The following is a 26,741-nucleotide window of genomic DNA, read 5'->3' as shown; positions in this document are numbered from 1 at the left end:
ATCGCAGGCAAGCCAGCTCCCACATGAATCGCGTTCACACAGTTAAGAAATCAAATCGTCAGCCGCGTCAGCTCGACGCCGGGTTCCTGGGTCACGCTCAGTTGCTGGACGATTGCGTCCTGCAAACGTCGGCACAGTTCAGGGTCGGACAGCGGCTGGTTGTCGGCGTCGGTAATGAAGAACACGTCCTCCACGCGCTCGCCGAGGGTCGCAATCTTGGCGTTCTGCAACGACAGGTCGAACTCCAGGAAAATCCCGCCGATGCGCGCCAGCAAGCCGGGGCGGTCCGGCGCGCTGAGTTCCAGCACGGTCACCGGGCGCTGGGCGTCGTTGGATATGGTCACCTGAGGCGCAAAGGCAAAGTGCTTGAGCTGACGCGGTACCCGACGCTGGATGATCGTCGGGTAATCGTCCGGGTTGCGCAGCGCTTCGGTCAGGCCTTCGCGGATTTTTTTCACGCGCACCGGGTTATCGCCGATGGAGTCGCCGTCGGTGTCGAGCACGATGTAGGTGTCGAGGGTGAACTGGCTGCTCGAGGTGATGACCCGCGCGTCATGGATGTTCAGGTTGAGCTGGTCCATGGCCGCCACGGTCACGGCGAAGAAGTCGTGCTGGTCGGGGGCATAGATGAAGATCTGCGTGCCGCCTTCGAATTCGCGCTGGGTGGTTTCCTTGATCAGTACCAGCGGGCCACCATCGGCAGGCTGCTGCAGGATCGCGTCACTGTGCCAGGCCACGTCGCCGGCGGTATGGCGCAGGAAGTAATCGTCGCCCAGTTGCGACCACAGCTGTTCGACGTCGTCCGGGTCATTGCCGCCGCGCACCAGGATATCCAGGGCCGCGCTTTGGGTGCGGCGGATCTGCTCCTCGCGGTCTACCGGGTTTTCCAGGCCGCGGCGCAGCGCGCGCTTGGTCTCGGTGTAGAGCTGGCGCAGCAGGCTGGCGCGCCAGGAGTTCCACAATGTCGGGTTGGTGGCATTGATGTCGGAGACGGTCAGCACATAGAGATAGTCGAGACGGGTTTCATCACCGACGATGCCGGCGAAGTCGTGGATCACCTGCGGGTCGGACAAGTCCTTGCGCTGGGCGGTGGTCGACATCACCAGGTGGTTCTGTACCAGCCAGACGATCAGGCGGCTGTCCCACAGCGGCAGTTGATGGCGCTGGCAGAACGCCTCGGCATCGACTGCGCCGATTTCCGAGTGGTCGCCATGCCGGCCCTTGCCGATGTCGTGGTACAGGCCGGCCAGGTAGATCAGTTCCGGTTTGGGCAGCTTGGCCATGAGCTTGCTGGCCAGCGGGAATTTCTCTGACACCTGGGTGTACTGCAACTTACGCAGGTGCTTGATCAGGTTCAGGGTGTGGGCGTCTACGGTGTAGATGTGGAACAGGTCGTGCTGCATCTGCCCGACGATAAAGCCGAACTCCGGCAGGTACCGCCCGAGGATGCCGTATCGGTTCATGCGCCGCAGGTTGCGGTGGATGCCGATTTTGCATTTGAACAGCTCGATAAACAGGCTGGTGTTGCGGATGTCATTGCGAAAATCATCATCGATCAGATGGCGGTTTTCTCGCAGCAGGCGGATGGTGTCGGCACGCACGCCTTTGATTTCCGGCTGCTGGGCCATCAGCACGAAGATTTCCAGCATGGCGAACGGGGTGCGGCGGAACACGTTGTCGTTGCGCGCCTCGATGTAGCCGTCGTGCAGTTGGAAGCGCGAGTTGATCGGCTGCGGCGGTGCTTCGTCTTCGGGGGCCAGGATCACTTCTTCGAAGTGCTGGATGATCAGGTCGCTGAGCTGAGCGATGCTCATGACCACCCGGTAGTACTGCTGCATGAAGCTTTCGATGCTGGTTTTCGCGTCCTCGCCCTCAAACCCCAGGAGGGTGGCGATGGAGCGCTGATGGTCGAACAGCAGGCGGTCTTCGGAGCGGCCGGCGAGCATGTGCAGGGCATAGCGCACTTTCCACAGGAACTCCTGGGACGAGGCCAGCAGGGCGTTTTCGCTCTCTACCAGAAAGCCTTCGCCGGCCAGGGCGCGCAGGTTCAGGGTGCCGTATTGGCGACGCGCGACCCACAAAATGGTCTGGATATCGCGCAGTCCGCCCGGTGAGCCTTTGACGTTGGGTTCCAGGTTGTATTCGGTGTCGTTGTACTTGTGGTGCCGGGCCTTCTGCTCGGCACGCTTGGCCAGGAAGAACTCCTTGCTCGGCCACATATGCGCGGTGCTGGTGACTTCCAGCATGCGCTTGCGCAGGCGCTCGGGGCCGGCAATGGTGCGGCTTTCCATCAAGTTGGTGATGACGGTGAGGTCGGCGCGCGCCTCTTCGGCGCATTCGTCTACCGAGCGAACGCTCTGGCCGACTTCCAGGCCGATGTCCCACAACAGCGTCAGAAAGCGCTCGATGGAATCGCGAAAGATCTCATGATCGGCGCTGTCCAGCAGGATCAGCAGGTCGATGTCGGAGTAGGGGTGCAGCTCACCGCGACCGTAGCCGCCGACGGCCACCAGGGCGATATCGGCGTCTTCACTCCAGTTGAACTGTTCCCAGGCCTTTTGCAGGATGTTGTCGACGAACCAGGCGCGGTCCTCGATCAGCCGACGAATGTCCCGGCCACTGCGAAAGCGCGCATCGAGCACCTCGCGGGCCTGGCGAATAGCCTTCTTGAAGGCGAAGATGGGGCTTGCCTTCAAGGCCAGTTCAGCCTGGAACTGGCCACGGTCGAAGAGTTCGGGATCCACCTGGGGCATCGATCGGCTTTCCTTTCTATCTATCAGTCAGTCACAACACCGTTGGGGGAAAACCCAAGCAACCTTTACGCTGAAACGCGTGGAATCGTGTCGTCTGCGCGCAAGGTGAAGATCTCGTAGCCGGTTTCGGTGACCAGCAGGGTGTGTTCCCACTGTGCCGAGAGCTTGCGGTCCTTGGTGATGGCGGTCCAGCCGTCGCCCAGCACTTTGGTGTCGGCCTTGCCCTGGTTGATCATCGGCTCGATGGTGAAGGTCATGCCCGCCTTGAGTTCCATGCCGGTGCCGGCGCGACCGTAATGCAGGATCTGCGGTTCTTCGTGGAATACTTTGCCGATGCCATGGCCACAGAATTCGCGGACCACCGAGAAGCCGTTCTTTTCAGCGTGCTTCTGGATCACTTCACCGATATCGCCCAGGCGGCAGCCGGGCTTGACGATTTCGATGGCCTTGTACATGCATTCCTGGGTGACCTGCGACAGGCGCTCGGCCCAAACCGGCACGGTGCCGACGTGGAACATGCGGCTGGTGTCGCCGTGGTAGCCGTCTTTGATCACGGTCACGTCGATGTTTAGGGTGTCGCCGTCTTTCAGCGGCTTGTCGCCTGGAATCCCGTGGCAGACCACGTGGTTGATCGAGGTGCAGATGGACTTGGGGAAGCCCTTGTAGTTCAGCGGCGCAGGAATGGCTTTTTGCACGTCGACAATATAGTCGTGGCAGATGCGGTCCAGGGCTTCGGTGGTCACGCCTGGCTTGACGTGTTCGGCAATCATTTCCAGCACGTCGGCAGCCAGTTTGCCGGCAACGCGCATGCCTGCGATGTCTTCGGCGGTTTTCAAGGTAACGGTCATACAGGCTCTCTCTAGCGCGACGCGCTGAAATCAATACGGTTTACGGGCGTGCGACAAAAGGTTGCAGAATTCGCACAAGCCACAAAAAACGCGATTCTACCAGACGCGGGCGGCAAACCATGAGCGTCTGACGATCGCTTCTCTCTATAAGGTAGGGGTATGTTGGCTCTATTCAAAGGCTTACGCAAAAGCCGATCACGGCAAATGTGATTGCGGGTTTCGTTTTTGTCCTTCGTGTGGTATAAAATGCGCCGCTTTCCGGGGATACCCCGCAAAGCTTAAATCCACACACGTGTCGACACGATGACCTGGGTGCCGGAGGCGAATGCCGCTGGTTGGTCATTGGGATACGTGGAGGCCAAACCCGACTTATTAAGGAACTATCATGTCCCAAGTCAACATGCGCGATATGCTGAAGGCCGGTGTGCACTTCGGTCACCAGACCCGTTACTGGAACCCGAAAATGGGTAAATACATTTTCGGCGCGCGTAACAAGATCCACATTATCAACCTTGAAAAAACCCTGCCAATGTTCAACGAAGCGCTGACTTTCGTAGAGCGTCTGGCCCAGGGCAAAAACAAGATTCTGTTCGTCGGCACCAAGCGTTCCGCTGGCAAGATCGTTGCTGAAGAAGCAGCACGTTGCGGTTCGCCGTACGTCGATCACCGCTGGTTGGGCGGCATGCTGACCAACTTCAAAACCATCCGTGCTTCCATCAAGCGTCTGCGTGACCTTGAAGTGCAAGCCGAAGACGGTACTTTCGCCAAGCTGACCAAGAAAGAGGCGCTGATGCGCACTCGCGACCTGGAAAAGCTCGATCGTTCCCTGGGTGGTATCAAGGACATGGGCGGTCTGCCTGACGCACTGTTCGTTATCGACGTTGATCACGAGCGCATCGCGATCACCGAAGCCAACAAGCTGGGCATCCCTGTTATCGGCGTAGTCGATACCAACAGCAGCCCGGAAGGCGTTGACTACATCATCCCAGGCAACGATGACGCAATCCGCGCTATCCAGCTGTACATGGGTTCGATGGCTGACGCTGTAATCCGTGGTCGCAACCACGTTGCTGGCGGTACCGAGCAGTTCGTTGAAGAAGCTCCGGTAGCTGCCGCTGAGTAACTGACGCCCTGGCGTTGACTCAGTAAGCAAAAAGGGGGCTTGGCCCCCTTTTTGCCACCTCGAAAACCATTTGTCGGCAGCGCAGCTACATCTTCTGTAACGTGCAGCGGCCTACAAGGGTGATTCGGGAAGAATTGATCGCCCGTTTGATCGGGTGGAATGGTTGAAAACCTATCCAAGAGGATTTTGAAATGGCAGAGATTACTGCAGCGTTGGTTAAAGAACTGCGTGAGCGTACCGGCGAAGGCATGATGGATTGCAAAAAGGCCTTGACCAAGGCCGGCGGCGACATCGAAAAAGCCATTGATGACATGCGTGCTTCCGGCGCCATCAAGGCTGCCAAGAAAGCAGGCAACGTAGCTGCTGAAGGCGCTATCGCTCTGAAAGAAGACGGTAAGTCCGCTGTTCTGCTGGAAGTGAACTCGCAGACCGACTTCCTGGCTCTGCAAGACGACTTCAAGGCATTTGTTGCTGCTAGCGTTGAAAAAGCGTTCGCCGACAAACTGACCACTGTTGAGCCGTTGATCGAAGCTCAAGAAGCTGCTCGCCTGGTACTGGTCGGCAAGGTTGGCGAAAACGTCAACATCCGTCGTCTGGCGCGCATCGAAGGTGATGTGGTTGGCGGTTACCTGCACGGTAACAAAATCGGCGTTGTGGTTGCCCTCAAAGGCGGCGACGTTGAGCTGGCCAAAGACATCGCTATGCACGTAGCGGCCAGCAACCCAGAGTTCCTGCTGCCGTCGGAAGTGTCTGCTGACGCAATCGAGCGCGAAAAAGCTGTGTTCCTGAGCCTGAACGCTGACAAGATCGCCGGCAAGCCAGAAAACATCGTTGAAAACATGATCAAAGGCCGTATCAGCAAGTTCCTGGCTGAAGCGAGCCTGGTTGAGCAGGCGTTCGTGAAGAACCCTGAAATCAAGGTTGGCGAACTGGCCAAGAAAGCCGGTGCTGAAATCGTTTCCTTCACTTACTACAAAGTAGGCGAAGGCATCGAGAAGCCGGTCGACAACTTCGCTGAAGAAGTTGCTGCCCAGCTGGCTGCCGCCAAGCAATAAGACAGTTTTCAACTGTCGCCCGAAAGAGGCTGCCCGCTCACGCGCGCAGCCTCTTTTCAAATGGGAAGACCAATTTTTATTTGGTTTCCTCTCGGAACTGGCTTACAAAGCCGTGTTCCGATGGCGCTGAGACAGCGTCCAGCTAGAGTGAACGCAAGCCGTAAACGGCTCGCCAAGATTTTTTAAAAAATACGCCGCAGGAGAGATTCGCAATGGCTCAGCAGGGCAGTGGTTATCAGGCTCGCTATAAACGCATTCTACTCAAGCTTAGCGGCGAGGCCCTGATGGGCTCGGAAGAGTTCGGGATCGATCCCAAGGTGCTCGACCGCATGGCGCTGGAAGTCGGCCAATTGGTCGGCATCGGTGTTCAGGTCGGCCTGGTGATTGGCGGTGGTAACCTGTTCCGTGGTGCGGCGCTGAGTGCGGCCGGCATGGATCGGGTGACTGGCGACCACATGGGCATGCTGGCCACTGTGATGAACGCCCTGGCAATGCGTGACGCCCTGGAGCGTGCCAATATCTCGGCGATCGTGATGTCGGCTATTTCCATGGTTGGCGTGACCGATCACTATGATCGTCGCAAAGCCATGCGTCACTTGAACGCCAAAGAAGTAGTGATCTTTGCTGCCGGTACCGGCAACCCGTTCTTCACCACGGACTCGGCTGCCTGCCTGCGCGCCATCGAAATCGATGCCGACGTTGTGCTCAAGGCCACCAAGGTGGACGGTGTCTACACCGCAGACCCATTCAAAGACCCGCATGCCGAGAAGTTCGATCATCTGACCTACGATGAAGTACTGGATCGCAAGCTGGGCGTGATGGACCTGACGGCTATTTGCCTGTGCCGTGACCACAAGATGCCACTGCGCGTATTTAACATGAACAAGCCCGGCGCCCTGCTGAACATCGTACACGGCGGCGCGGAAGGGACTCTGATCGAGGAAGGCCAACAATGATCAACGAAATCAAGAAAGACGCTCAAGAGCGTATGCACAAATCCCTGGAGTCTCTGGCCCATGCTTTTGGCCAGATTCGTACCGGTAAGGCTCACCCAAGCATCCTGGGCAGCGTAATGGTGCCGTACTACGGCACTGACACCTCCATTACCCAGGTCGCCAACATCACCGTAAAAGACTCGCGCACCCTGCAAGTCGTGGCCTTCGAGCGCAACATGCTCGCAGCCGTCGACAAAGCCATCCAGAGCGCCGGCCTGAACCTCAACCCGACCAACCTGGGCGAGTTGTTGCTGATCTCCATGCCTGCTCTGACCGAAGAAACCCGCAAGGGCTTCACCAAGCAGGCGCGCAGCGCTGCTGAAGATGCGCGTGTTGCCGTGCGCAACATTCGTCGTGATGCGTTGGGTGACCTCAAAAAACTGGTCAAGGACAAAGAAATCAGCGAAGACGAAGAGCGTCGCGCCGTAGCTGATATCGACAAACTGACCAAAGACGCCGAGGCCCAGATCACCAAGGCCACGGAAGAGAAAGAAAAGGACCTGATGGCCGTATAAGGGGTCAGGACGCCTTCATGGAAAAGACCAAGCAGACTGTGCCCTCCGTGGTGCCGCGCCATGTCGCGATCATCATGGATGGGAATAATCGCTGGGCGAAAAAACGCTTTATGCCGGGTGTCGCCGGGCATAAGGCGGGTGTCGATGCGGTGCGCGCTGTTATTGAGGTGTGTGCCGAGGCCAAGGTCGAGGTGTTGACTCTGTTTGCCTTCTCCAGCGAGAACTGGCAACGGCCCGCCGAAGAAGTCAGCGCCTTGATGGACCTGTTCTTCAAGGCGTTGCGTCGTGAGGCCAAGCGCCTCAACGACAACAACATCAGCCTGCGCATCATTGGTGATCGCTCGCGGTTCCATCCGGAACTGCAAGCGGCCATGCGCGAAGCCGAGGCTATCACCGCCGGCTCTAACCGTTTTGTGCTGCAGATTGCAGCCAACTACGGTGGTCAGTGGGATATCGCCCAGGCTGCACAGCGGCTTGCCCGCGAAGTGCAGGCCGGGCATCTGCGGCCTGACGACATTACGCCCGAATTGTTGCAAACCTGCCTGGTAACCGGTGATCTGCCGTTGCCGGACTTGTGCATCCGTACCGGTGGTGAGCACCGCATCAGCAATTTCCTGCTGTGGCAGCTGGCCTACACCGAACTGTACTTCTCCGACCTGTTCTGGCCGGACTTCAAACACGATGCCATGCGCAATGCGCTGGCCGATTTCGCTTCCCGTCAGCGTCGCTTTGGTAAAACGAGCGAGCAGATCGAAGCTGGAGCCCGGGTTTAAATGCTTAAACAACGAATCATCACAGCACTGATCCTGCTGCCGATTGCCTTGTGTGGTTTTTTTCTGCTCGACGGTTCCGGCTTTGCGCTGTTTATCGGCCTGGTCGTTACCCTGGGTGCTTGGGAATGGGCGCGCCTGGCCGGTTTCAACGAGCAGTTGCCGCGCGTGGTTTATGCCGCTGTGGTGGCGCTGTTGCTGTTTCTCATGCATACGCTTTCGAGCATTGTCGTGCCTTGGGTGTTGGGAGCGGCGGTACTGTGGTGGGCGCTTGCGACCTTCCTGGTGCTGACCTACCCACGCACCAGCGCCCAATGGTCCAGCGTGGCCAGCAAGTTGGTGATTGGTCTTCTGATTCTGCTGCCGGCCTGGCAAGGGCTGGTGGAAATCAAGAATTCGCCGATGGGCAACTGGCTGATCATGGCGGTGATGGTGCTGGTGTGGGGCGCTGACATCGGTGCCTACTTCTCCGGCCGGGCGTTCGGCAAGCGCAAGTTGGCGCCAGCCGTCAGCCCGGGCAAGAGCTGGGAAGGCGTTTACGGTGGCTTGGCATTGACGTTGTTGATCACGCTGGTGGTCGGTGTAGTGCGCGACTGGTCGGTGAAGGAAATCCTCCTGGCCTTGTTGGGCACCGCCGTTGTGGTGTTTATCTCCGTGGTGGGTGACCTCACCGAAAGCATGTTCAAGCGCCAGGCCGGGATCAAGGACAGCAGCAACCTGCTGCCGGGTCACGGCGGTGTGCTGGATCGAATCGACAGCCTTACCGCTGCCATTCCCATCTTCGCCGTGCTGTTGTGGATGGCGGCTTCGTGAGCCGCCTGCAACAGGTGACAGTGCTGGGCGCAACCGGCTCGGTCGGGCTCAGCACGCTGGATGTGATTGCTCGCCATCCAGATCGCTACCAGGTGTTTGCGCTGACCGGCTTCTCTCGCTTGAACGAGTTGCTGGCCTTGTGCGTGCGTCATACGCCTAGATTCGCCGTTGTGCCAGAGGTGTCGGTAGCGCGCGGCTTGCAGGACCAGTTGAGGTCTGCAGGCCTTGCGACCCATGTGTTGGTGGGCGAGGAGGGCTTGTGCCAGGTCTCGGCTGATCCCGAAGTCGACACTGTGGTGGCAGCCATTGTTGGGGCGGCAGGGTTGCGCCCGACACTGGCCGCCGTCGATGCCGGTAAAAAGATCCTGCTGGCCAATAAAGAGGCGCTGGTGATGTCCGGCACGCTCTTTATGCAGGCTGTGCGCAAGAGTGGCGCCGTGCTGCTGCCTCTGGACAGCGAACACAATGCGATCTTCCAGTGCATGCCCGGTGATTTTGCCCGAGGCTTGAGCCAGGTTGGCGTGCGGCGGATTCTCCTGACGGCTTCCGGTGGCCCTTTCCGGCAAACTCCGCTGGCTGATCTTGAGCATGTCTCGCCTGATCAGGCGTGTGCACACCCAAACTGGTCGATGGGGCGAAAAATCTCCGTGGATTCGGCGAGCATGATGAACAAAGGCCTGGAGTTGATCGAGGCGTGCTGGTTGTTCGATGCGCGGCCTGATCAGGTCGAGGTGGTGATTCACCCGCAAAGTGTGATTCATTCTCTGGTCGACTATGTCGATGGTTCGGTTCTTGCCCAGCTGGGCAACCCCGATATGCGTACGCCGATTGCCAATGCACTGGCCTGGCCGGAGCGGATTGATTCCGGCGTTGCACCGTTGGACCTGTTTGCCATTGCGCGCCTGGATTTCGAAGCGCCGGACGAGCAGCGCTTCCCGTGCCTGAGTCTGGCCCGGCAAGCGGCAGAGGCGGGCAACAGTGCGCCGGCCGTGCTCAATGCGGCCAACGAGGTGGCGGTGGCGGCGTTTCTTGATGGGCGTATTCGCTTTCCGCAGATCGCGAGTATCATCGAGGACGTTTTGAGCCTTGAGCCCGTTGTGGCAGTGGATGATTTGGGTGCAGTGTTCGAGGCCGATACAAAGGCCCGAGCCCTGGCCCAACAGTGGTTGAACCGCAACGCGCGTTAGTCTGTGGGTAGGTTTGAGCCCTCAGGCACTGGATTGGAATGCGGAGAAATTAGATGAGTGCGCTCTACATGATTGTCGGCACCCTGGTTGCTCTGGGTGTGCTGGTAACCTTTCACGAATTCGGCCACTTTTGGGTCGCGCGTCGTTGCGGCGTCAAGGTGCTGCGCTTTTCCGTCGGTTTCGGCATGCCGCTGCTGCGTTGGCACGATCGTCGGGGCACTGAATTCGTGATTGCCGCCATTCCGCTGGGCGGCTACGTCAAGATGCTCGACGAGCGTGAAGGCGAGGTGCCTGTCGATCAGTTGGACCAATCCTTCAACCGTAAGACCGTTCGTCAGCGTATCGCTATTGTCGCAGCCGGCCCGATCGCCAATTTCCTCTTGGCAATCGTGTTCTTCTGGGTCTTGGCCATGATGGGCAGCCAACAGGTGCGCCCGGTTATCGGCGCAGTTGAAGCGGACAGCATGGCGGCCAAGGCCGGACTGATCGCCGGTCAGGAAATTGTTTCCATTGATGGCGAGCCCACCACCGGCTGGGGCGCTGTCAATTTGCAGTTGGTTCGCCGCATGGGCGAGAGCGGCACTATTAATGTGGTGGTGCGCGAGCAGGATTCCACCGCTGAGACGCCGCGTGAATTGTCCCTGGACCATTGGCTCAAAGGCGCAGAAGAGCCTGATCCGATCAAGTCCCTGGGCATTCGTCCGTGGCGTCCGGCCCTGCCGCCGGTGCTCGCCGAGCTGGACCCGAAAGGCCCGGCGCAGGCCGCAGGTCTGAAAACGGGCGATCGCCTGTTGGCGCTGGATGGTCAGGCGCTGGGCGACTGGCAGCAAGTGGTGGATCTGGTGCGTGTACGGCCTGATACCAAAATTGTGCTGAAAGTTGAGCGCGATGGTGCTCAAATCGACGTCCCTGTGACCCTGGCTGTTCGCGGGGAAGCCAAGGCGGCCGGGGGTTACCTCGGTGCCGGGGTAAAAGGTGTCGAGTGGCCGCCATCGATGGTGCGCGAGGTCAGCTTCGGGCCTTTGGCGGCAATTGGCGAGGGTGCAAAACGCACTTGGACCATGAGTGTGCTGACGCTCGAATCGCTCAAGAAAATGTTGTTCGGCGAGCTCTCGGTAAAAAACTTGAGTGGACCGATAACCATTGCTAAAGTGGCGGGCGCTTCTGCCCAGTCGGGTGTCGCGGATTTCCTGAATTTCCTGGCTTATCTGAGTATTAGCCTTGGAGTTCTGAATTTGCTGCCCATTCCAGTATTGGACGGGGGGCATCTGTTGTTTTATCTGGTCGAGTGGGTGCGTGGTCGCCCCTTGTCGGATCGGGTGCAGGGTTGGGGGATACAGATCGGTATCAGTTTGGTGGTCGGAGTGATGTTGTTAGCTCTGGTCAACGATCTGGGACGACTGTAACGCTTCGCTGAATTGCGAATCTGCCGCATTTTGCGGCAGTTTGTTTATTGCCAGTTGGAATAAGAAAGGACTTCATGAAACGTCTGCTGCTAACTGCGGTTCTCACCGTATTGATGATCGCCGAAGTTCACGCCGAGTCCTTCACTATCTCCGATATTCGCGTCAACGGCCTCCAGCGGGTTTCCGCGGGTAGCGTCTTTGGTGCCTTGCCGTTGAACGTCGGGGAACAGGCGGATGATCGTCGCCTGGTGGAATCCACTCGTGCGCTGTTCAAAACCGGGTTCTTTCAAGATATCCAACTGGGTCGCGAAGGCAACGTCCTGGTCATCACTGTCGTCGAGCGACCTTCTGTCGCCAGTATCGAGATCGAAGGTAACAAGGCGATCTCCACTGAAGACTTGATGAAGGGGCTCAAGCAATCCGGCCTTGCCGAGGGCGAGATCTTCCAGCGCGCCACCCTTGAAGGTGTGCGTAACGAATTGCAACGTCAGTACGTTGCCCAGGGCCGCTACTCCGCGACCGTGGAAACGGAAGTGATCCCGCAGCCTCGTAACCGTGTTGGCCTCAAGGTCAAGATCAACGAAGGCACTGTGGCGGCCATTCAGCACATCAACGTGGTGGGTAACACCAAGTTTGCTGATGACGACCTGATCGACCTGTTCGAACTCAAGACCACCAACTGGTTGTCGTTCTTCAAGAACGATGACAAGTACGCCCGTGAAAAACTCTCGGGTGACCTGGAACGTCTGCGCTCCTACTACCTGGACCGTGGCTATATCAACATGGATATCGCTTCGACCCAGGTGTCCATCACCCCGGACAAGAAGCACGTCTACATTACTGTCAACGTCAACGAAGGCGAGAAGTACACCGTTCGTGACGTGAAACTCAGCGGCGACCTGAAAGTGCCTGAAGACCAGGTCAAGGCGCTGTTGCTGGTACAGAAAAACCAGGTGTTCTCGCGCAAGCTGATGACCACCACGTCCGAGCTGATCACCCGTCGTCTGGGTAACGAAGGCTATACCTTCGCCAACGTCAACGGCGTTCCGACTCCGCACGATGATGACCACACTGTGGACATCACCTTTGTCGTTGATCCGGGCAAGCGCGCCTACGTGAACCGCATCAACTTCCGTGGCAACACCAAGTCTGCGGACGAAGTGCTGCGTCGTGAGATGCGTCAAATGGAAGGTGGCTGGGCGTCGACTTACCTGATCGACCAGTCCAAGACCCGTCTTGAGCGCCTGGGCTTCTTTAAAGAAGTCAACGTCGAAACCCCGGCTGTACCGGGCGTGGATGACCAGGTTGATGTGAACTACGCCGTTGAAGAACAAGCGTCGGGTTCGATCACCGCCAGCGTCGGTTTTGCACAGAGCGCCGGTCTGATCCTCGGTGGTTCGATCACCCAGAACAACTTCCTGGGTACCGGTAACAAGGTTTCCATCGGCCTGACCCGAAGCGAATACCAGAGCCGCTATAACTTCGGTTATGTCGACCCCTACTGGACGGCTGACGGTGTGAGCCTGGGCTACAACGCCTTCTACCGCACCACCGACTACAAAGACCTCGACGTTGACGTTGCAAGCTATGCGATCGACAGCCTCGGCGCCGGTGTGAACATCGGTTACCCGATCAGCGAGACTTCGCGCCTGACCTTCGGCCTGACCGCGCAACAAGACAAGATCAAGACCGGTGTGTACACCGTGGACGAAATCTTCGACTTCGTGCGCAAAGAGGGTGACCAGTTCCTGAACTTCAAGGCTTCGGCCGGTTGGTCGGAATCGACCCTGAACAAAGGCGTACTGGCGACCCGTGGTCACTCCCAGAGCCTCACGGCAGAAGTGACTACGCCGGGCAGCGATCTGTCGTTCTTCAAGCTCGACTACCGTGGTCAGTTGTTCCAGCCGTTGAGCGATAACTACACCATGCGCCTGCACACTGAGCTGGGTTATGGCGACGGTTATGGTTCGACCAGTGGCCTGCCGTTCTACGAGAACTACTATGCCGGTGGTTTCAACTCGGTACGTGGCTTCAAGGACAGCACCTTGGGTCCGCGTGGTACGCCGAGCCGTGGCGCCAGCGTGACGGGTAACCAGGGCACTCTGGCTGACTCGGACAACGATCCGCTGCCATTCGGTGGTAACGTTCTGATTCAAGGTGGTGCGGAGATTCTGTTCCCGCTGCCGTTCGTCAAGGATCAGCGTTCCCTGCGTACTTCGGTCTTCTGGGATGTGGGTAACGTGTTCGACTCCAAGTGCGAACAGGTTAAAAACCCGGCACCTGGTTCCGTTTCCAACACCCAGTGCAACGACGTGAGCCTCAGCAACCTGGCGAGCTCCGTGGGCGTTGGTGTGACTTGGGTGACCGCGCTTGGCCCATTGAGCTTTGCTCTGGCCATGCCGATCAAGAAACCGGATAACGCTGAAACCCAGATTTTCCAATTCTCCCTCGGCCAGACGTTCTAAGCGTCTGACCCAAGATAACGACAACGGATTCTGTAGGAGTACATCGTGCGCAAGTTGACTCAATTGGTTCTGCTGGCCACCGTGCTGGTGACCACCCCGGCCTTCGCCGAAATGAAAATCGCCGTCCTGAACTATCAGATGGCTCTGCTGGAATCCGACGCGGCCAAGCGTTACGCAGTGGATGCCGAGAAAAAATTCGGTCCGCAACTGACCAAGCTGAAAACGCTGGAAAGCAGTGCCAAAGGCATCCAGGATCGTCTGGTAGCCGGTGGCGACAAAATGCAGCAAGGCGAGCGTGAGCGTCTGGAGCTTGAATTCAAGCAAAAGGCCCGCGACTACCAGTTCCAGTCCAAGGAACTGAATGAAGCCAAAGCCGTTGCCGACCGTGAAATGCTCAAGCAGCTCAAGCCGAAACTCGACAGCGCTGTGGAAGAAGTCATCAAGAAAGGTGCCTTTGACCTGGTGTTCGAGCGCGGCGCCGTGATCGACGTCAAGCCTCAATACGACATCACCCGCCAGGTGATCGAGCGCATGAACCAGCTGAAGTAAGCCATGACCGCGACTATCAAACTCGGCGAGTTGGCCGAGTTCCTTGGAGCCACCTTGCGTGGCTCCAAGGAGAAAGAAATCACTGGGCTAGCCACCTTGCAGGAGGCTGGCCCAGCTCAGTTGAGCTTCCTCGCAAATCCCCAATACCGTAAATACCTGGTCGACAGCCAAGCCGCAGCCGTGTTGCTGAAGGCCGCTGATGCCGAAGGGTTTGCCGGGGATGCGCTGGTGGTGGCCGATCCTTACCTGGCTTATGCCCGGGCGTCGCACCTGTTCGATCCAAAGCCAAAGGCTGCTGGCGGTATTCATCCGTCTGCGGTCATTGCTGATGATGCTTGGGTTGACCCTGCGGCAAGCATTGGCGCGTTTGCCGTGATCGAGAGCGGCGCGCGCATTGCCGCCGGCGTCACAGTAGGTGCGCATTGCTTTATCGGCGCACGCTGCGAGATCGGTGCCGATGGCTGGCTGGCTCCGCGTGTCACCCTGTACCACGACGTGCGTATCGGTGAACGTGTGGTCATTCAGTCAGGTGCTGTAATTGGTGGCGAAGGTTTTGGCTTTGCCAATGCCAAAGGCATCTGGCACAAGATTGCCCAGGTCGGCGGCGTGCTGATCGGCGATGACGTGGAAATCGGCGTCAATACCGCAGTGGACCGTGGCGCCTTGGCCGATACCGTCATCGGTAACGGTGTGAAGCTCGACAACCAGATCCAGATTGCCCACAACGTACAGATTGGCGATCACACCGCCATGGCCGCGTGCGTGGGGATTTCCGGTAGCACCAAAATCGGCAAGCATTGCATGCTCGCCGGTGGCGTTGGGTTGGTGGGGCACATCGAGATTTGCGACAACGTCTTCATTACCGGCATGACCATGGTGACGCATTCGATTACCGAGCCCGGTGCCTATTCTTCCGGTACCGCCATGCAGCCCGCGGCTGAATGGCGCAAGAGTGCAGCACGTTTGAGGCAGCTCGACGACATGGCTCGACGCCTCAAACAGCTGGAAAAGCGTGTTGGGGACGTGACCCCTGGCGGTAATGCTTCATCAGAAGGCTGATACCATTTCCATATCAAGTGTGCACAGCCGCTAGACTGCCTCCTTGATTTGCTAGCGGGGCGTGCGTTTTGTCCGCCCGCCCCCAATCTTTATTACAGGCTTCCCCCCGAAATGATGGACATCAACGAGATTCGCGAATACCTGCCTCACCGTTACCCGTTCCTGCTGGTGGACCGTGTAGTGGACCTCAACATTGAGGAAAAGCGCATTCGTGCCTACAAGAATGTCAGCATCAACGAACCGTTCTTCAATGGTCACTTTCCGGCGCATCCAATCATGCCGGGCGTGTTGATCATCGAAGCGATGGCCCAGGCTGCCGGTATCCTTGGTTTCAAAATGCTCGACCTCAAGCCTGCCGATGGCACGCTTTACTATTTCGTGGGCTCCGACAAGCTGCGTTTTCGCAACCCGGTCACACCGGGTGACCAGTTGATCCTGGAAGCCAAGTTCATCAGCTGCAAGCGCCAGATCTGGAAGTTCGAATGCCAGGCCTCGGTGGACGGCAAGCCGGTGTGCTCTGCTGAGATCATCTGCGCGGAACGCAAACTATGAGTTTGATTGACCCTCGCGCAATCATCGATCCGTCGGCCGTTCTGGCCGCCGACGTTGAGGTCGGCCCTTGGTCGATCGTCGGCGCAGGTGTTGAAATCGGCGAGGGGACTGTCATCGGGCCACACGTGATCCTTAAAGGTCCGACCCGCATTGGCAAACACAATCGTATCTACCAGTTTTCCTCGGTAGGCGAAGACACCCCGGACATGAAGTACAAGGGTGAGGAAACGCGCCTGGTAATCGGTGATCACAACATCATCCGTGAAGGCGTGACGATTCACCGCGGCACCGTGCAGGATCGTGCCGAGACCACGCTGGGGGATCACAACCTGATCATGGCCTATGCCCACATCGGCCACGACAGCGTCATCGGCAACCATTGCATCCTGGTCAACAACACTGCGTTGGCGGGCCATGTGCATGTTGATGATTGGGCGATCCTGTCTGGCTTTACCCTGGTGCATCAGTATTGCCATATCGGCGCCCACAGCTTTTCCGGCATGGGCACTGCGATCGGCAAGGACGTTCCGGCGTTCGTCACGGTATTCGGCAACCCGGCTGAAGCGCGCAGCATGAACTTCGAAGGCATGCGCCGTCGCGGGTTCAGTGAAGACGCGATTCACGCCCTGCGCCGTGCCTATAAGGTGGTTTACCGCCAGGGGCTGACGGTTGACCAGGCCTTGGCAGAACTGACCGAGCCGGCAGCGTTGTACCCGGAAGTCGCGGTGTTCCGTGACTCTATCCAGGCATCGACTCGCGGCATCACCCGCTGATCATGGCTAATCTGCGTATCGCGTTGGTGGCCGGAGAAGCTTCCGGCGATATTCTCGGCGCAGGCTTGATGCGGGCCCTCAAAGCCCAGCATCCCTCGGTGGAATTTATCGGTGTGGGCGGCCCGCTCATGCAGGCCGAAGGGCTGACGTCCTACTTTCCCATGGAGCGTCTTTCCGTCATGGGGCTGGTGGAAGTGCTGGGTCGTCTGCGCGAGCTGCTGGCTCGCCGCAAGCTGCTGATTCAAACCTTGATCGAAGAAAAGCCTGACGTCTTTATCGGAATCGACGCGCCGGACTTCACCCTCAATATCGAACTCAAGTTGCGTCAGGCCGGGATCAAGACCGTGCACTACGTCAGCCCTTCGGTATGGGCGTGGCGGCAGAAGCGCGTGCTCAAGATCCGTGAAGGCTGCGACTTGATGCTGACACTGCTGCCGTTCGAAGCCCGGTTCTACGAAGAGAAGGGCGTGCCGGTGCGGTTTGTCGGGCATACCCTGGCCGATACCATTCCATTGCAAGCTGATCGCGGGGCTGCGCGTGCCGAACTGGGCCTGCCCGACGGCCCGCTGGTAGCCTTGATGCCGGGCAGTCGTGGCGGGGAAGTCGGTCGCCTGGGGGCGCTGTTTTTTGACGCCGCCGAACGTCTGCAGGCGTTGAAGCCCGGCATTCGTTTTGTGTTGCCATGTGCCAGTCCGCAACGTCGTGCACAAATCGAAACGCTGCTGGAAGGGCGTACGCTGCCGGTCACCTTGCTGGACGGTCAGTCGCACCTGGCCCTGGCGGCATGTGATGCGGTACTGATCGCCTCAGGCACCGCCACCCTGGAAGCGTTGTTGTACAAGCGTCCGATGGTCGTGGCCTATCGCCTCGCGCCGCTGACGTTCTGGATTCTCAAGCGCATGGTCAAAAGTCCTTACATCTCCTTGCCCAACCTGTTGGCCCAGCGTCTGCTGGTCCCGGAATTGTTGCAGGACGATGCAACGCCCCAGGCACTGGCGCAAACGCTACTACCCTTGATCGACGGCGGCGAAGAACAGACCCGTGGTTTCGACGACATCCACCGGACCTTGCGCCGTGATGCGTCGAACCAGGCGGCAGACGCCGTGCTGACCTTGATTGGCCACAAACAGGAAGCCCTATGAGGACGCAAATGGGCCTGGACTTCAGCCTCGTCGCGCAAGTGCACGAGCTGGTCGCCGGGGTTGACGAGGTAGGGCGCGGCCCGCTGTGTGGCGCCGTCGTCACGGCGGCGGTGATTCTCGATCCGAACCGCCCGATCCTGGGCCTCAACGATTCGAAAAAACTCACCGAGGCCCGTCGCGAAAAGCTTTATGACGAGATCTGCGAAAAAGCCCTGAGCTGGCATATTGCCCGGGCTGAAGTCGAAGAAATCGACGAGCTGAACATCCTTCACGCAACCATGCTGGCCATGCAGCGTGCGGTGGAAGGCCTGCATATCACGCCCAAAATGGCGATGATCGACGGTAACCGTTGCCCAAAACTGGCGATGCCTGCAGAAGCGGTGGTCAAGGGTGACAGCAAGGTTCCGGCTATTGCTGCCGCCTCGATCCTGGCCAAAGTCAGTCGTGACCGTGAAATGGCCGCGTTTGAGTTGATCTACCCCGGCTACGGCATGGGTGGCCATAAAGGCTATCCGACGCCCGTTCATCTGGAAGCCCTCGCTCGCCTCGGCCCCACGCCGATCCATCGCCGCTCGTTCGCCCCGGTCCGCCAGGCTTACGAGCTGCGCGAGCGCCTCATCGAGGTTTAGTCGCGAGGCTGATGTTTTGCTCAAGGCCCGGTACAATCCGGGCCTTGTTGTCTCCACGTATTAGAACAGGATCACTATGCCGGCTTCATTCGTTCACCTGCGCCTGCACACTGAATACTCCCTGGTCGACGGCCTGGTACGGATCAAACCGCTGGTCAAAACCCTGGTGGGCATGAACATGCCTGCGGTAGCGGTGACCGATCAGAACAACATGTGTTCCCTGGTCAAGTTCTACAAAAACGCCATGGGCGCCGGTATCAAGCCGATTTGCGGTGCCGACCTGTGGCTGTCCAACAAAGACCCGGATAACCCCCTGAGCCGCATCAGCCTGTTGGCGATGAACGGCGTCGGTTATCGCAACCTCACCGAATTGATTTCCCGTGGCTTTATCGACGGTCAGCGCAACGGTTCGATCATCATCGAGCGCGAGTGGGTGGCCGAGGCAAGCGAGGGCGTGATCATGCTCTCGGCCGCCAAAGAGGGTGAGATCGGTATCGCGCTGCTCGGCGGCAACCCGCAGGAAGCTGAAGTGCTGGCCCGCGAGTGGATGCAGGTCTTCCCCGACCGTTTCTACCTGGAAGTCCAGCGCACCAATCGCCCCAATGATGAAGAGCATCTGCACGCCGCTGTGGCCCTGGCCGACAAGCTGGGCGCGCCGCTGGTCGCGACCAACGATGTGCGCTTTATCAAAAAGGAAGATTTCGAAGCCCACGAAACCCGCGTGTGCATCGGCGAAGGCCGGGCTCTGGATGACCCGCGTCGTTCCAAGAACTACAGCGAAGAGCAGTACCTCAAAAGCGCCGACGAGATGGCTGAGCTGTTCAGCGACCTGCCCGAGGCCCTGGAAAACTCCGTCGAGATCGCCAAGCGCTGCAATATCGAAGTGAAGCTGGGCAAGCACTTCCTGCCCAACTTCCCGATTCCCGATGGCATGACCATCGATGAGTATTTCCGCAAAGTGTCCTTCGATGGCCTAGAAGAGCGCCTCAGCGTGCTGCTGCCCAAGGACACCACCGAGGACTACGAGGCCAAGCGCCAGGTCTACGTTGACCGACTGAATTTCGAGCTGGATATCATCATCCAGATGGGGTTCCCCGGTTACTTCCTGATCGTGATGGACTTTATCCAGTGGGCCAAGAACAACGGCGTACCGGTAGGTCCTGGCCGGGGGTCAGGTGCCGGTTCGCTGGTGGCTTACGTTCAGAAGATTACCGACCTTGACCCGCTGGAATATGACCTGCTGTTCGAGCGGTTTCTGAACCCGGAACGGGTCTCCATGCCCGACTTCGACGTCGACTTTTGCATGGACGGCCGCGACCGCGTGATCGAGTACGTGGCCGAGAAGTACGGCCGCAATGCGGTAAGCCAGATCATCACGTTCGGTTCCATGGCGGCCAAGGCTGTAATCCGTGACGTGGCGCGGGTGCAGGGCAAGTCCTACGGCCTGGCGGACCGCCTGTCGAAGATGATCCCGTTCGAAGTCGGCATGACCCTGGAAAAAGCCTACGAGCAGGAAGAAATCCTGCGCGACTTCATCAAGGTCGATGAAGAGGCCGCCGAAATCTGGGACATGGCGCGCAAGCTCGAAGGTGTGGTGCGTAACGTCGGTAAACACGCCGGTGGCGTGGTGATCGCACCGACCAAGCTCACCGACTTTTCGCCGATCTATTGCGATGAAGAAGGCGACGGCCTGGTAACCCAGTTCGACAAGGACGACGTTGAAGCCGCCGGCCTGGTGAAGTTCGACTTCCTGGGTCTGCGGACCCTGACGATCATCGACTGGGCACTGAAGACGATCAACCGCGACCGCGCCAAGGTCAACGAAGCGCCGCTGGATATCGCCTTTATCCCGCTGGACGACAAACCGACTTATACCTTGCTGCAAAAAGCCGAAACCACGGCGGTGTTCCAGCTTGAGTCGCGCGGCATGAAAGAGCTGATCAAAAAGCTCAAGCCCGACTGCCTGGAAGACTTGATCGCACTGGTGGCACTGTTCCGTCCCGGTCCGCTGCAGTCGGGCATGGTGGATGACTTCATCAACCGTAAGCACGGCCGTGCCGAGCTGGCGTACCCGCACTCGGATTATCAGTACGAAGGCCTCAAGCCGGTACTGGCGCCAACCTACGGCATCATCTTGTATCAAGAACAGGTGATGCAGATTGCCCAGGTGATGGCCGGTTACACCCTCGGCGGCGCGGACATGCTGCGTCGCGCCATGGGTAAGAAAAAGCCCGAAGAAATGGCCAAGCAGCGCGGCGGTTTCATTGAGGGTTGTGCCACCAACAACATCGACGCCGACCTCGCCGGTAACATCTTCGACCTGGTAGAAAAGTTCGCCGGTTACGGCTTCAACAAATCCCACTCCGCCGCCTATGGCCTGGTGTCGTACCAGACTGCCTGGCTGAAAGCCCATTACCCGGCGCCGTTCATGGCCGCGGTACTCTCGGCGGATATGCACAACACCGACAAGGTCGTGACCTTGATCGAGGAAGTGCGCACCATGAAGCTGCGCCTCGACGCGCCGGACGTGAACGCCTCCGAGTTCAAGTTCACGGTGAACGACGAAGGCCGCATCATCTATGGCCTTGGCGCGATCAAAGGCGTGGGCGAAGGCCCGGTCGAGGCCATCACCGAAGCGCGCCAGGACGGGCCGTTCAAGGACTTGTTTGACTTCTGCGCGCGAGTTGACCTCAAACGCATCAACAAACGCACCCTCGATGGCTTGATCCGCAGCGGTGCGCTCGACCGTCTTGGCCCGTATTTCCATGATGAGCCCAAGGCTTATCAGGCCAATATCGACCGCAACCGCGCGGTGCTGCTGACCGCCATGGAAGAAGCGATCAAGGCGGCCGAACAGACCGCCCGCACCCACGACAGCGGCCACGCCGACCTGTTTGGCGGCTTGTTCGTCGAAGAAGACGCGGACGTTTACGCCAACCACCGCAAGGCCAAGGAGTTGACCCTCAAGGAACGGCTCAAGGGCGAAAAAGACACCCTGGGCCTGTACCTCACCGGTCACCCGATTGACGAATACGAAGGCGAAATCCGCCGTTTCGCTCGTCAGCGCATCATCGACCTGAAACCGGCGCGCGACACCCAGACGGTCGCCGGCATGATCATCGCCCTGCGCGTGATGAAAAATAAGAAGGGCGACAAGATGGGCTTTATCACCCTCGACGACCGCTCGGGCCGGATCGAAGCGTCATTGTTTGCCGACGCTTTCCACTCTGCCCAGTCGTTGCTGCAGACCGATGCCATGGTGGTCGTCGAAGGGGAGGTCAGCAACGACGACTTCTCCGGCGGCCTGCGCCTGCGGATCAAGCGGGTGATGAGCATGGAAGACGCGCGCACCAACCTCGCCGAAAGCCTGCGCTTGAAGGTCAAGACCGAAGCCCTCAAAGGCGATCAGCTACGCTGGTTGGGTGACCTGCTCAAGCGTCACCGTGGCGCGTGCCCGGTGACCATGGAGTACACCGGCAATGACGCCAAGGCGATGTTGCAGTTTGGTGAGACGTGGCGAATTGATCCCGCCGATGGCTTGATTCAAGCTTTGCGTGACCAGTTCGGGCGAGACAACGTCTTCCTCCAATACCGTTGACGGTCAGATATGTCTGATCTCGACTGAACATTTAATCTCGACCTAAACGCGCCTCTCCCTTAAGGTAGGGCGCGAATAGACAACCGGCTGGCCAGGCACTCCTTGGCCGTCGACCCAAGACGGACGCTTATGAACCCGAATTTTCTTGATTTCGAACAGCCGATCGCTGACCTGCAAGCCAAGATTGAAGAATTGCGCCTGGTCGGCAATGACAATTCGCTGAATATCGGCGATGAGATCGCTCGCCTGCAAGACAAGAGCAGCACGCTCACCGAGGACATCTTCGGCAAGCTGACCAGCTGGCAGATCGCGCGCCTGGCACGCCACCCGCGCCGTCCGTACACCCTGGATTACATTCAGCACATCTTCACCGAGTTCGACGAGCTGCACGGCGACCGCCACTTCTCCGACGACGCGGCCATCGTGGGCGGTATCGCTCGCCTGGACGACCAGCCGGTCATGGTGATCGGTCACCAGAAAGGCCGTGAAGTGCGTGAAAAAGTCCGCCGCAACTTCGGCATGCCGCGCCCCGAAGGCTACCGCAAGGCTTGCCGCCTGATGGAAATGGCCGAGCGCTTCAAGATGCCGATCCTGACCTTCATCGACACGCCGGGTGCTTACCCGGGCATCGACGCCGAAGAGCGCAACCAGAGCGAAGCAATCGCCTGGAACCTGCGTGTGATGGCGCGCCTGAAAACCCCGATCATCGCCACCGTGATTGGTGAAGGTGGTTCCGGCGGGGCACTGGCCATTGGCGTATGCGACCAGCTGAACATGCTGCAGTATTCGACCTACGCGGTGATTTCGCCGGAAGGTTGCGCTTCGATTCTGTGGAAAACCGCCGAAAAGGCGCCGGACGCGGCTGAAGCCATGGGCATCACCGCTGATCGCCTCAAAGGCCTGGGCATCGTGGACAAAGTGATCGCCGAGCCATTGGGCGGCGCCCACCGTGACCCGGCTGCGGCTGCTGCCACCCTGCGCGCTGAGCTGGGTTCGCAATTGGCGATGCTCAAGAAGTTCGATAACGAGGCGCTGCTGGCCCGTCGTTACGAGCGCCTGATGAGCTACGGTCTCTGATCAAACACTGATCTTGAGACAATGCAGTACTAATGTGGGAGCAGACTTGTGTGGGCGCTGGCTTGCCTGCGATAGCATCAACTCGGTGTAACAGATAACCCGAGTTGCTTGCATCGCGGGCGAGCCCGGCGCCCACACAGGCCCGCTCCCACATTTGCTTTGTGTATGCTGGGTTATCGCGTTCCAGATCGATGGCGGTACTGTGTTATGAAGCCGGCTCTACCCGCCAACCTCCTGCAAACCCTGGCACCCTGGCGCAATGCCCCGGCCTGGCACATCGCATTCTCGGGTGGTCTGGACTCCACCGTCCTGCTGCACCTGTTGGCCACCCTTGCTACCACCGAAAGCCTTCCACCGCTCAGTGCTGTCCACGTCCATCACGGCCTGCAGGCTGCCGCCGACGCCTGGCCCAGCCATTGCCAAGCGGTGTGTGACGGCTTGGGCGTGCCCTTGCAAGTGATGCGCGTGCAAGTGCAACCGGGCGCCAGCCTTGAGCGCGCAGCGCGTGACGCGCGTTATCAGGCGTTTACCCAAGCCATCGGCGCGGGGGAGGTGTTGCTCACCGGGCAGCATCGCGACGATCAGGCTGAAACCCTGTTGTTTCGGCTGATGCGCGGTGCAGGGGTGCGCGGGCTGGCGGCAATGCCTGTGCATCGCCAGCTCGCGAATGGTCACGTGGTGCGGCCGTTGCTGGAGGCCTCGCGTGCTGAATTGGAAGCCTACGCCCACGAGCACCAGTTGACGTGGATCGAAGACCCTTCCAACGCAGACCCACGTTTCTCGCGCAATTACTTGCGCCATCGTGTGCTTCCCGTGTTGACGCAGCGATGGCCTCAAGTCGTTTCCAGTCTGGCGCGCACCGCCGATCACCTGAGTGAAGCCCAGGGCCTGCTCGACGAGTTGGCGAGGATGGACTTGCAAGCCGCCGATCAGCCTTCGCCATTCCCCTGGTTGCCGTTGCCCTCGTTGGTTCTGACTCCACTGCGCGAACTATCTGACGCTCGCCAACGTAATGCCTTGCGCCACTGGCTGGCGCCTCTGACCCGTTTACCCGACAGTGACCACTGGGCCAGCTGGCATTCCCTGCGCGACGCCAAAGCTGACGCACAACCGCTGTGGCGCCTTGCCGACGGCCAGTTGCATCGTTGCGGCGAGCGCATCTGGTGGCTGCCCGCAGCATGGTTGGAGTTTTCCGACGCCGCGGTGAGCTGGCCGCATCCACAGAGCCCACTTGCGTTACCCGGCAATGGCCAGCTGAAATTTATCGGCGAGGCTCCCCAAGGCCCTCTTGAGGTGCGTTACCGTCAGGGCGGCGAAATCATCGAAGTGCCCGCTCGAGGCCGGCGCGACTTGAAGCGCTTGCTTAATGAATGTGGGCTGCCGGGCTTTGTCCGTGGCAGATTGCCGCTGGTCTATCAGGGTGAGCAATTGCTGGCAGTGCCAAGCCTTGCAGGGCTGTGGGCCAGGCAGCCGGGTGACGGACAATTGGATTGGATGCCACAGACTTGCGATCAAGGTTTGAGCTGATAGAGCCTTTCCGGTAGACTACGCTCCCTTCTTGATACAACTTCTGTGGATTCGACTGAATCGCAGCAGTTGCCGATTACCAAGCAGTCTTTGCTGGGCGATTCCAAAAAATGTGTAGCGATCAACGTACCGGTGTTTCATTGCTGGTCTGTCACAACGCGGCGGTTTTTTTGAAAGGTGCACTGTGATTAATGCAGGTGATCGGGGGCTTCGGCCTTCCTTCGCTTTCCCCGGCGGCTCGGACCGCTTTAACGCAGACTTCTAGGGTTTTTCATGACGCGCTACATATTCGTCACGGGCGGTGTTGTTTCTTCATTGGGGAAAGGCATTGCCTCCGCTTCATTGGCGGCCATCCTGGAGGCGCGGGGACTTAAGGTCACCATGCTCAAGCTGGACCCGTACATCAACGTTGACCCGGGCACCATGAGCCCGTTCCAGCACGGTGAAGTGTTCGTCACACACGACGGCGCCGAGACCGACCTGGACCTGGGCCACTACGAGCGGTTCATCCGCACGACCATGACCCAGAACAACAACTTCACCACCGGCCGTGTCTACGAGCACGTGCTGCGCAAAGAGCGCCGTGGTGACTACCTGGGTGCAACCATCCAGGTGATCCCGCACATCACCGACGAAATCAAGCGCCGCATCATCAAGGGTGCAGGCGATGCCGACGTGGCGATGGTCGAGATCGGTGGCACCGTGGGTGACATCGAATCCCAGCCGTTCCTCGAAGCTATCCGCCAGCTGCGTTTCGAAGTCGGCGCCAAGCGCGCGATGCTGATGCACCTGACGCTGGTGCCGTACATCGCCACCGCCGGCGAAACCAAAACCAAGCCTACCCAGCACTCGGTCAAGGAACTGCGTTCCATCGGCCTGCAGCCGGACGTGCTGGTATGCCGCTCCGATCACCCGATCGACATTTCCTCGCGTCGCAAGATCGCGCAGTTCACCAACGTTGAAGAGCGTGCGGTGATTGCCCTGGAAGACGCCGACACCATCTACAAGATCCCGGGCATCCTGCACTCCCAGGGCCTGGATGATTTTGTGGTCGAGCGTTTCGGCCTGCAGTGCAACGGCGCGGACCTGTCCGAGTGGGAAGCTGTGGTGGATGCCAAGCTCAACCCTGAGCATGAAGTCACCATCGCCATGGTCGGCAAGTACATGGAGCTGCTGGACGCGTACAAGTCGCTGATCGAAGCGATGAGCCACGCCGGTATCAGCAACCGTACCAAGGTCAACCTGCGCTACATCGATTCCGAAGACATCGAGAACCAGGGCACCGCGCTGCTCGAAGGTGTTGACGCGATCCTCGTACCCGGCGGTTTCGGCCTGCGTGGCGTGGAAGGCAAGATCACTGCCGTGCAGTACGCACGTGAAAACAAAGTGCCGTACCTGGGCATCTGCCTGGGCATGCAAGTGGCGGTCATCGAGTTCGCGCGTAACGTGCTGGGCTGGAAAGACGCCAACTCCACCGAGTTCGATCACACCAGCGGCCACCCGGTCGTAGGCCTGATCACCGAGTGGGAAGATGCCACCGGCGCCGTTGAAACCCGTACCGAAAGCTCCGACCTGGGCGGCACCATGCGCCTTGGCGCGCAAGACTGCCTGCTGGAGCCGGGCTCGCTGGTTCACGATTGCTATGGCAAGGACGTGATCGTCGAGCGTCACCGTCATCGCTACGAAGTGAACAACAACCTGCTGCCGCAGATCAAAGAAGCCGGCCTGAAAATCTCCGGTCGCTCCGGCGATGGCAAGTTGGTTGAAGTGGTTGAAGCACCGGATCATCCGTGGTTCGTGGCCTGCCAGTTCCACCCGGAGTTCACCTCGACCCCGCGCGACGGCCACCCGTTGTTCAGCGGTTTCGTTAAAGCAGCACTGACGCAACATCAGAAGAAGGCGTAA

General features: G+C 59.1%; 21 protein-coding genes. 19 read left to right on the top strand and 2 right to left on the bottom strand.

The features are described 5' to 3' along the window. Positions 1-50: 50 nt before the first annotated feature. Positions 51-2,753, bottom strand: coding sequence for a [protein-PII] uridylyltransferase (locus NTD89_RS08180; protein ID WP_242194295.1), 2,703 nt, complete (start codon positions 2,751-2,753; stop codon positions 51-53). Between the two features lie 65 nt (positions 2,754-2,818). Next, positions 2,819-3,601 carry a type I methionyl aminopeptidase gene (map, locus tag NTD89_RS08175; RefSeq protein ID WP_073522657.1) on the bottom strand — a complete coding sequence of 261 codons (783 nt, stop codon included), beginning with the start codon at positions 3,599-3,601 and terminating at the stop codon, positions 2,819-2,821. A 385-nt stretch (positions 3,602-3,986) separates the two neighbouring features. Between map and rpsB the strand changes: the two genes are divergently transcribed. The 19 genes from rpsB (at position 3,987) to NTD89_RS08080 (ending at position 26,741) form a co-directional block, all read left to right on the top strand. After that, a complete protein-coding gene (gene rpsB, locus NTD89_RS08170) occupies positions 3,987-4,724 on the top strand; it encodes a 30S ribosomal protein S2 (RefSeq protein WP_003219330.1) in 738 nt (245 codons plus the stop codon). Positions 4,725-4,915: 191 nt separating this feature from the next. Beyond that, entirely contained in the window at positions 4,916-5,779 is an 864-nt protein-coding gene (gene tsf, locus NTD89_RS08165; protein ID WP_083359812.1) for a translation elongation factor Ts, read from the top strand. 212 nt (positions 5,780-5,991) lie between these two features. Continuing rightward, a complete protein-coding gene (gene pyrH, locus NTD89_RS08160) occupies positions 5,992-6,735 on the top strand; it encodes a UMP kinase (protein WP_003172271.1) in 744 nt (247 codons plus the stop codon). Further along, a complete protein-coding gene (frr, locus tag NTD89_RS08155; RefSeq protein ID WP_106577169.1) occupies positions 6,732-7,289 on the top strand; it encodes a ribosome recycling factor in 558 nt (185 codons plus the stop codon). Before pyrH ends, frr begins: the two co-directional genes overlap by 4 nt. A 17-nt stretch (positions 7,290-7,306) precedes the next feature. Next, a complete protein-coding gene (gene uppS / locus NTD89_RS08150; RefSeq protein ID WP_017137143.1) occupies positions 7,307-8,062 on the top strand; it encodes a polyprenyl diphosphate synthase in 756 nt (251 codons plus the stop codon). Beyond that, complete coding sequence (locus NTD89_RS08145; RefSeq protein WP_145161870.1) at positions 8,063-8,872, top strand: phosphatidate cytidylyltransferase; 810 nt, start codon at positions 8,063-8,065, stop codon at positions 8,870-8,872. After that, positions 8,869-10,059, top strand: a complete 1,191-nt coding sequence (ispC, locus tag NTD89_RS08140; RefSeq protein ID WP_262207038.1) for a 1-deoxy-D-xylulose-5-phosphate reductoisomerase — start codon at positions 8,869-8,871, stop codon at positions 10,057-10,059. Before NTD89_RS08145 ends, ispC begins: the two co-directional genes overlap by 4 nt. Positions 10,060-10,112: 53 nt before the next feature. Beyond that, the gene (gene rseP / locus NTD89_RS08135; RefSeq protein ID WP_119738754.1) at positions 10,113-11,465 is read left to right on the top strand and encodes a sigma E protease regulator RseP; all 1,353 of its coding nucleotides are present in this window, start codon (positions 10,113-10,115) and stop codon (positions 11,463-11,465) included. 74 nt (positions 11,466-11,539) lie between these two features. Then, the gene (bamA, locus tag NTD89_RS08130) at positions 11,540-13,930 is read left to right on the top strand and encodes an outer membrane protein assembly factor BamA (protein WP_145161876.1); all 2,391 of its coding nucleotides are present in this window, start codon (positions 11,540-11,542) and stop codon (positions 13,928-13,930) included. 45 nt (positions 13,931-13,975) lie between these two features. After that, a complete protein-coding gene (locus NTD89_RS08125) occupies positions 13,976-14,479 on the top strand; it encodes an OmpH family outer membrane protein (protein WP_003189173.1) in 504 nt (167 codons plus the stop codon). Positions 14,480-14,482: 3 nt separating this feature from the next. Continuing rightward, positions 14,483-15,538 carry a UDP-3-O-(3-hydroxymyristoyl)glucosamine N-acyltransferase gene (gene lpxD, locus NTD89_RS08120; RefSeq protein WP_262207035.1) on the top strand — a complete coding sequence of 352 codons (1,056 nt, stop codon included), beginning with the start codon at positions 14,483-14,485 and terminating at the stop codon, positions 15,536-15,538. A gap of 111 nt (positions 15,539-15,649) precedes the next feature. Beyond that, the gene (gene fabZ / locus NTD89_RS08115) at positions 15,650-16,090 is read left to right on the top strand and encodes a 3-hydroxyacyl-ACP dehydratase FabZ (protein WP_016976866.1); all 441 of its coding nucleotides are present in this window, start codon (positions 15,650-15,652) and stop codon (positions 16,088-16,090) included. After that, positions 16,087-16,863, top strand: coding sequence for an acyl-ACP--UDP-N-acetylglucosamine O-acyltransferase (gene lpxA / locus NTD89_RS08110; protein WP_242194287.1), 777 nt, complete (start codon positions 16,087-16,089; stop codon positions 16,861-16,863). Before fabZ ends, lpxA begins: the two co-directional genes overlap by 4 nt. 2 nt (positions 16,864-16,865) lie before the next feature. Beyond that, a complete protein-coding gene (lpxB, locus tag NTD89_RS08105) occupies positions 16,866-18,005 on the top strand; it encodes a lipid-A-disaccharide synthase (protein ID WP_262207033.1) in 1,140 nt (379 codons plus the stop codon). Next, positions 18,002-18,634 (top strand): ribonuclease HII, encoded by a 633-nt coding sequence (gene rnhB, locus NTD89_RS08100; RefSeq protein WP_262207031.1) that lies wholly within the window; start codon positions 18,002-18,004, stop codon positions 18,632-18,634. The genes lpxB and rnhB overlap by 4 nt, the downstream gene beginning before the upstream one ends. A gap of 76 nt (positions 18,635-18,710) precedes the next feature. Continuing rightward, on the top strand, positions 18,711-22,232 hold the full coding sequence (gene dnaE / locus NTD89_RS08095) for a DNA polymerase III subunit alpha (RefSeq protein ID WP_124416617.1): 3,522 nt from the start codon (positions 18,711-18,713) through the stop codon (positions 22,230-22,232). Positions 22,233-22,361: 129 nt separating this feature from the next. Next, positions 22,362-23,309: an acetyl-CoA carboxylase carboxyltransferase subunit alpha gene (locus NTD89_RS08090; protein WP_106577159.1), complete on the top strand. Its 948-nt coding sequence runs from the start codon at positions 22,362-22,364 to the stop codon at positions 23,307-23,309. A 207-nt stretch (positions 23,310-23,516) separates the two neighbouring features. Further along, complete coding sequence (gene tilS / locus NTD89_RS08085) at positions 23,517-24,836, top strand: tRNA lysidine(34) synthetase TilS (protein ID WP_262207030.1); 1,320 nt, start codon at positions 23,517-23,519, stop codon at positions 24,834-24,836. Between the two features lie 273 nt (positions 24,837-25,109). Beyond that, complete coding sequence (locus NTD89_RS08080; RefSeq protein ID WP_106577157.1) at positions 25,110-26,741, top strand: CTP synthase; 1,632 nt, start codon at positions 25,110-25,112, stop codon at positions 26,739-26,741.

It is taken from the genome of Pseudomonas sp. 14P_5.3_Bac1 (assembly GCF_025466135.1).
In the GTDB taxonomy this organism is placed as follows: domain Bacteria; phylum Pseudomonadota; class Gammaproteobacteria; order Pseudomonadales; family Pseudomonadaceae; genus Aquipseudomonas.
This window is presented reverse-complemented; position numbering and strand designations above follow the sequence as displayed.

Excerpts from the sequence above, each read along its gene's own strand:
- NTD89_RS08180 (WP_242194295.1), bottom strand. The coding sequence starts at position 2,753 with ATGCCCCAGGTGGATCCCGAACTCTTCGACCGTGGCCAGTTCCAGGCT.
- map (WP_073522657.1), bottom strand. The coding sequence starts at position 3,601 with ATGACCGTTACCTTGAAAACCGCCGAAGACATCGCAGGCATGCGCGTT.
- rpsB (WP_003219330.1), top strand. The coding sequence starts at position 3,987 with ATGTCCCAAGTCAACATGCGCGATATGCTGAAGGCCGGTGTGCACTTC.
- tsf (WP_083359812.1), top strand. The coding sequence starts at position 4,916 with ATGGCAGAGATTACTGCAGCGTTGGTTAAAGAACTGCGTGAGCGTACC.
- pyrH (WP_003172271.1), top strand. The coding sequence starts at position 5,992 with ATGGCTCAGCAGGGCAGTGGTTATCAGGCTCGCTATAAACGCATTCTA.
- frr (WP_106577169.1), top strand. The coding sequence starts at position 6,732 with ATGATCAACGAAATCAAGAAAGACGCTCAAGAGCGTATGCACAAATCC.
- uppS (WP_017137143.1), top strand. The coding sequence starts at position 7,307 with ATGGAAAAGACCAAGCAGACTGTGCCCTCCGTGGTGCCGCGCCATGTC.
- NTD89_RS08145 (WP_145161870.1), top strand. The coding sequence starts at position 8,063 with ATGCTTAAACAACGAATCATCACAGCACTGATCCTGCTGCCGATTGCC.
- rseP (WP_119738754.1), top strand. The coding sequence starts at position 10,113 with ATGAGTGCGCTCTACATGATTGTCGGCACCCTGGTTGCTCTGGGTGTG.
- bamA (WP_145161876.1), top strand. The coding sequence starts at position 11,540 with ATGAAACGTCTGCTGCTAACTGCGGTTCTCACCGTATTGATGATCGCC.
- lpxD (WP_262207035.1), top strand. The coding sequence starts at position 14,483 with ATGACCGCGACTATCAAACTCGGCGAGTTGGCCGAGTTCCTTGGAGCC.
- fabZ (WP_016976866.1), top strand. The coding sequence starts at position 15,650 with ATGATGGACATCAACGAGATTCGCGAATACCTGCCTCACCGTTACCCG.
- lpxA (WP_242194287.1), top strand. The coding sequence starts at position 16,087 with ATGAGTTTGATTGACCCTCGCGCAATCATCGATCCGTCGGCCGTTCTG.
- lpxB (WP_262207033.1), top strand. The coding sequence starts at position 16,866 with ATGGCTAATCTGCGTATCGCGTTGGTGGCCGGAGAAGCTTCCGGCGAT.
- rnhB (WP_262207031.1), top strand. The coding sequence starts at position 18,002 with ATGAGGACGCAAATGGGCCTGGACTTCAGCCTCGTCGCGCAAGTGCAC.
- dnaE (WP_124416617.1), top strand. The coding sequence starts at position 18,711 with ATGCCGGCTTCATTCGTTCACCTGCGCCTGCACACTGAATACTCCCTG.
- NTD89_RS08090 (WP_106577159.1), top strand. The coding sequence starts at position 22,362 with ATGAACCCGAATTTTCTTGATTTCGAACAGCCGATCGCTGACCTGCAA.
- tilS (WP_262207030.1), top strand. The coding sequence starts at position 23,517 with ATGAAGCCGGCTCTACCCGCCAACCTCCTGCAAACCCTGGCACCCTGG.
- NTD89_RS08080 (WP_106577157.1), top strand. The coding sequence starts at position 25,110 with ATGACGCGCTACATATTCGTCACGGGCGGTGTTGTTTCTTCATTGGGG.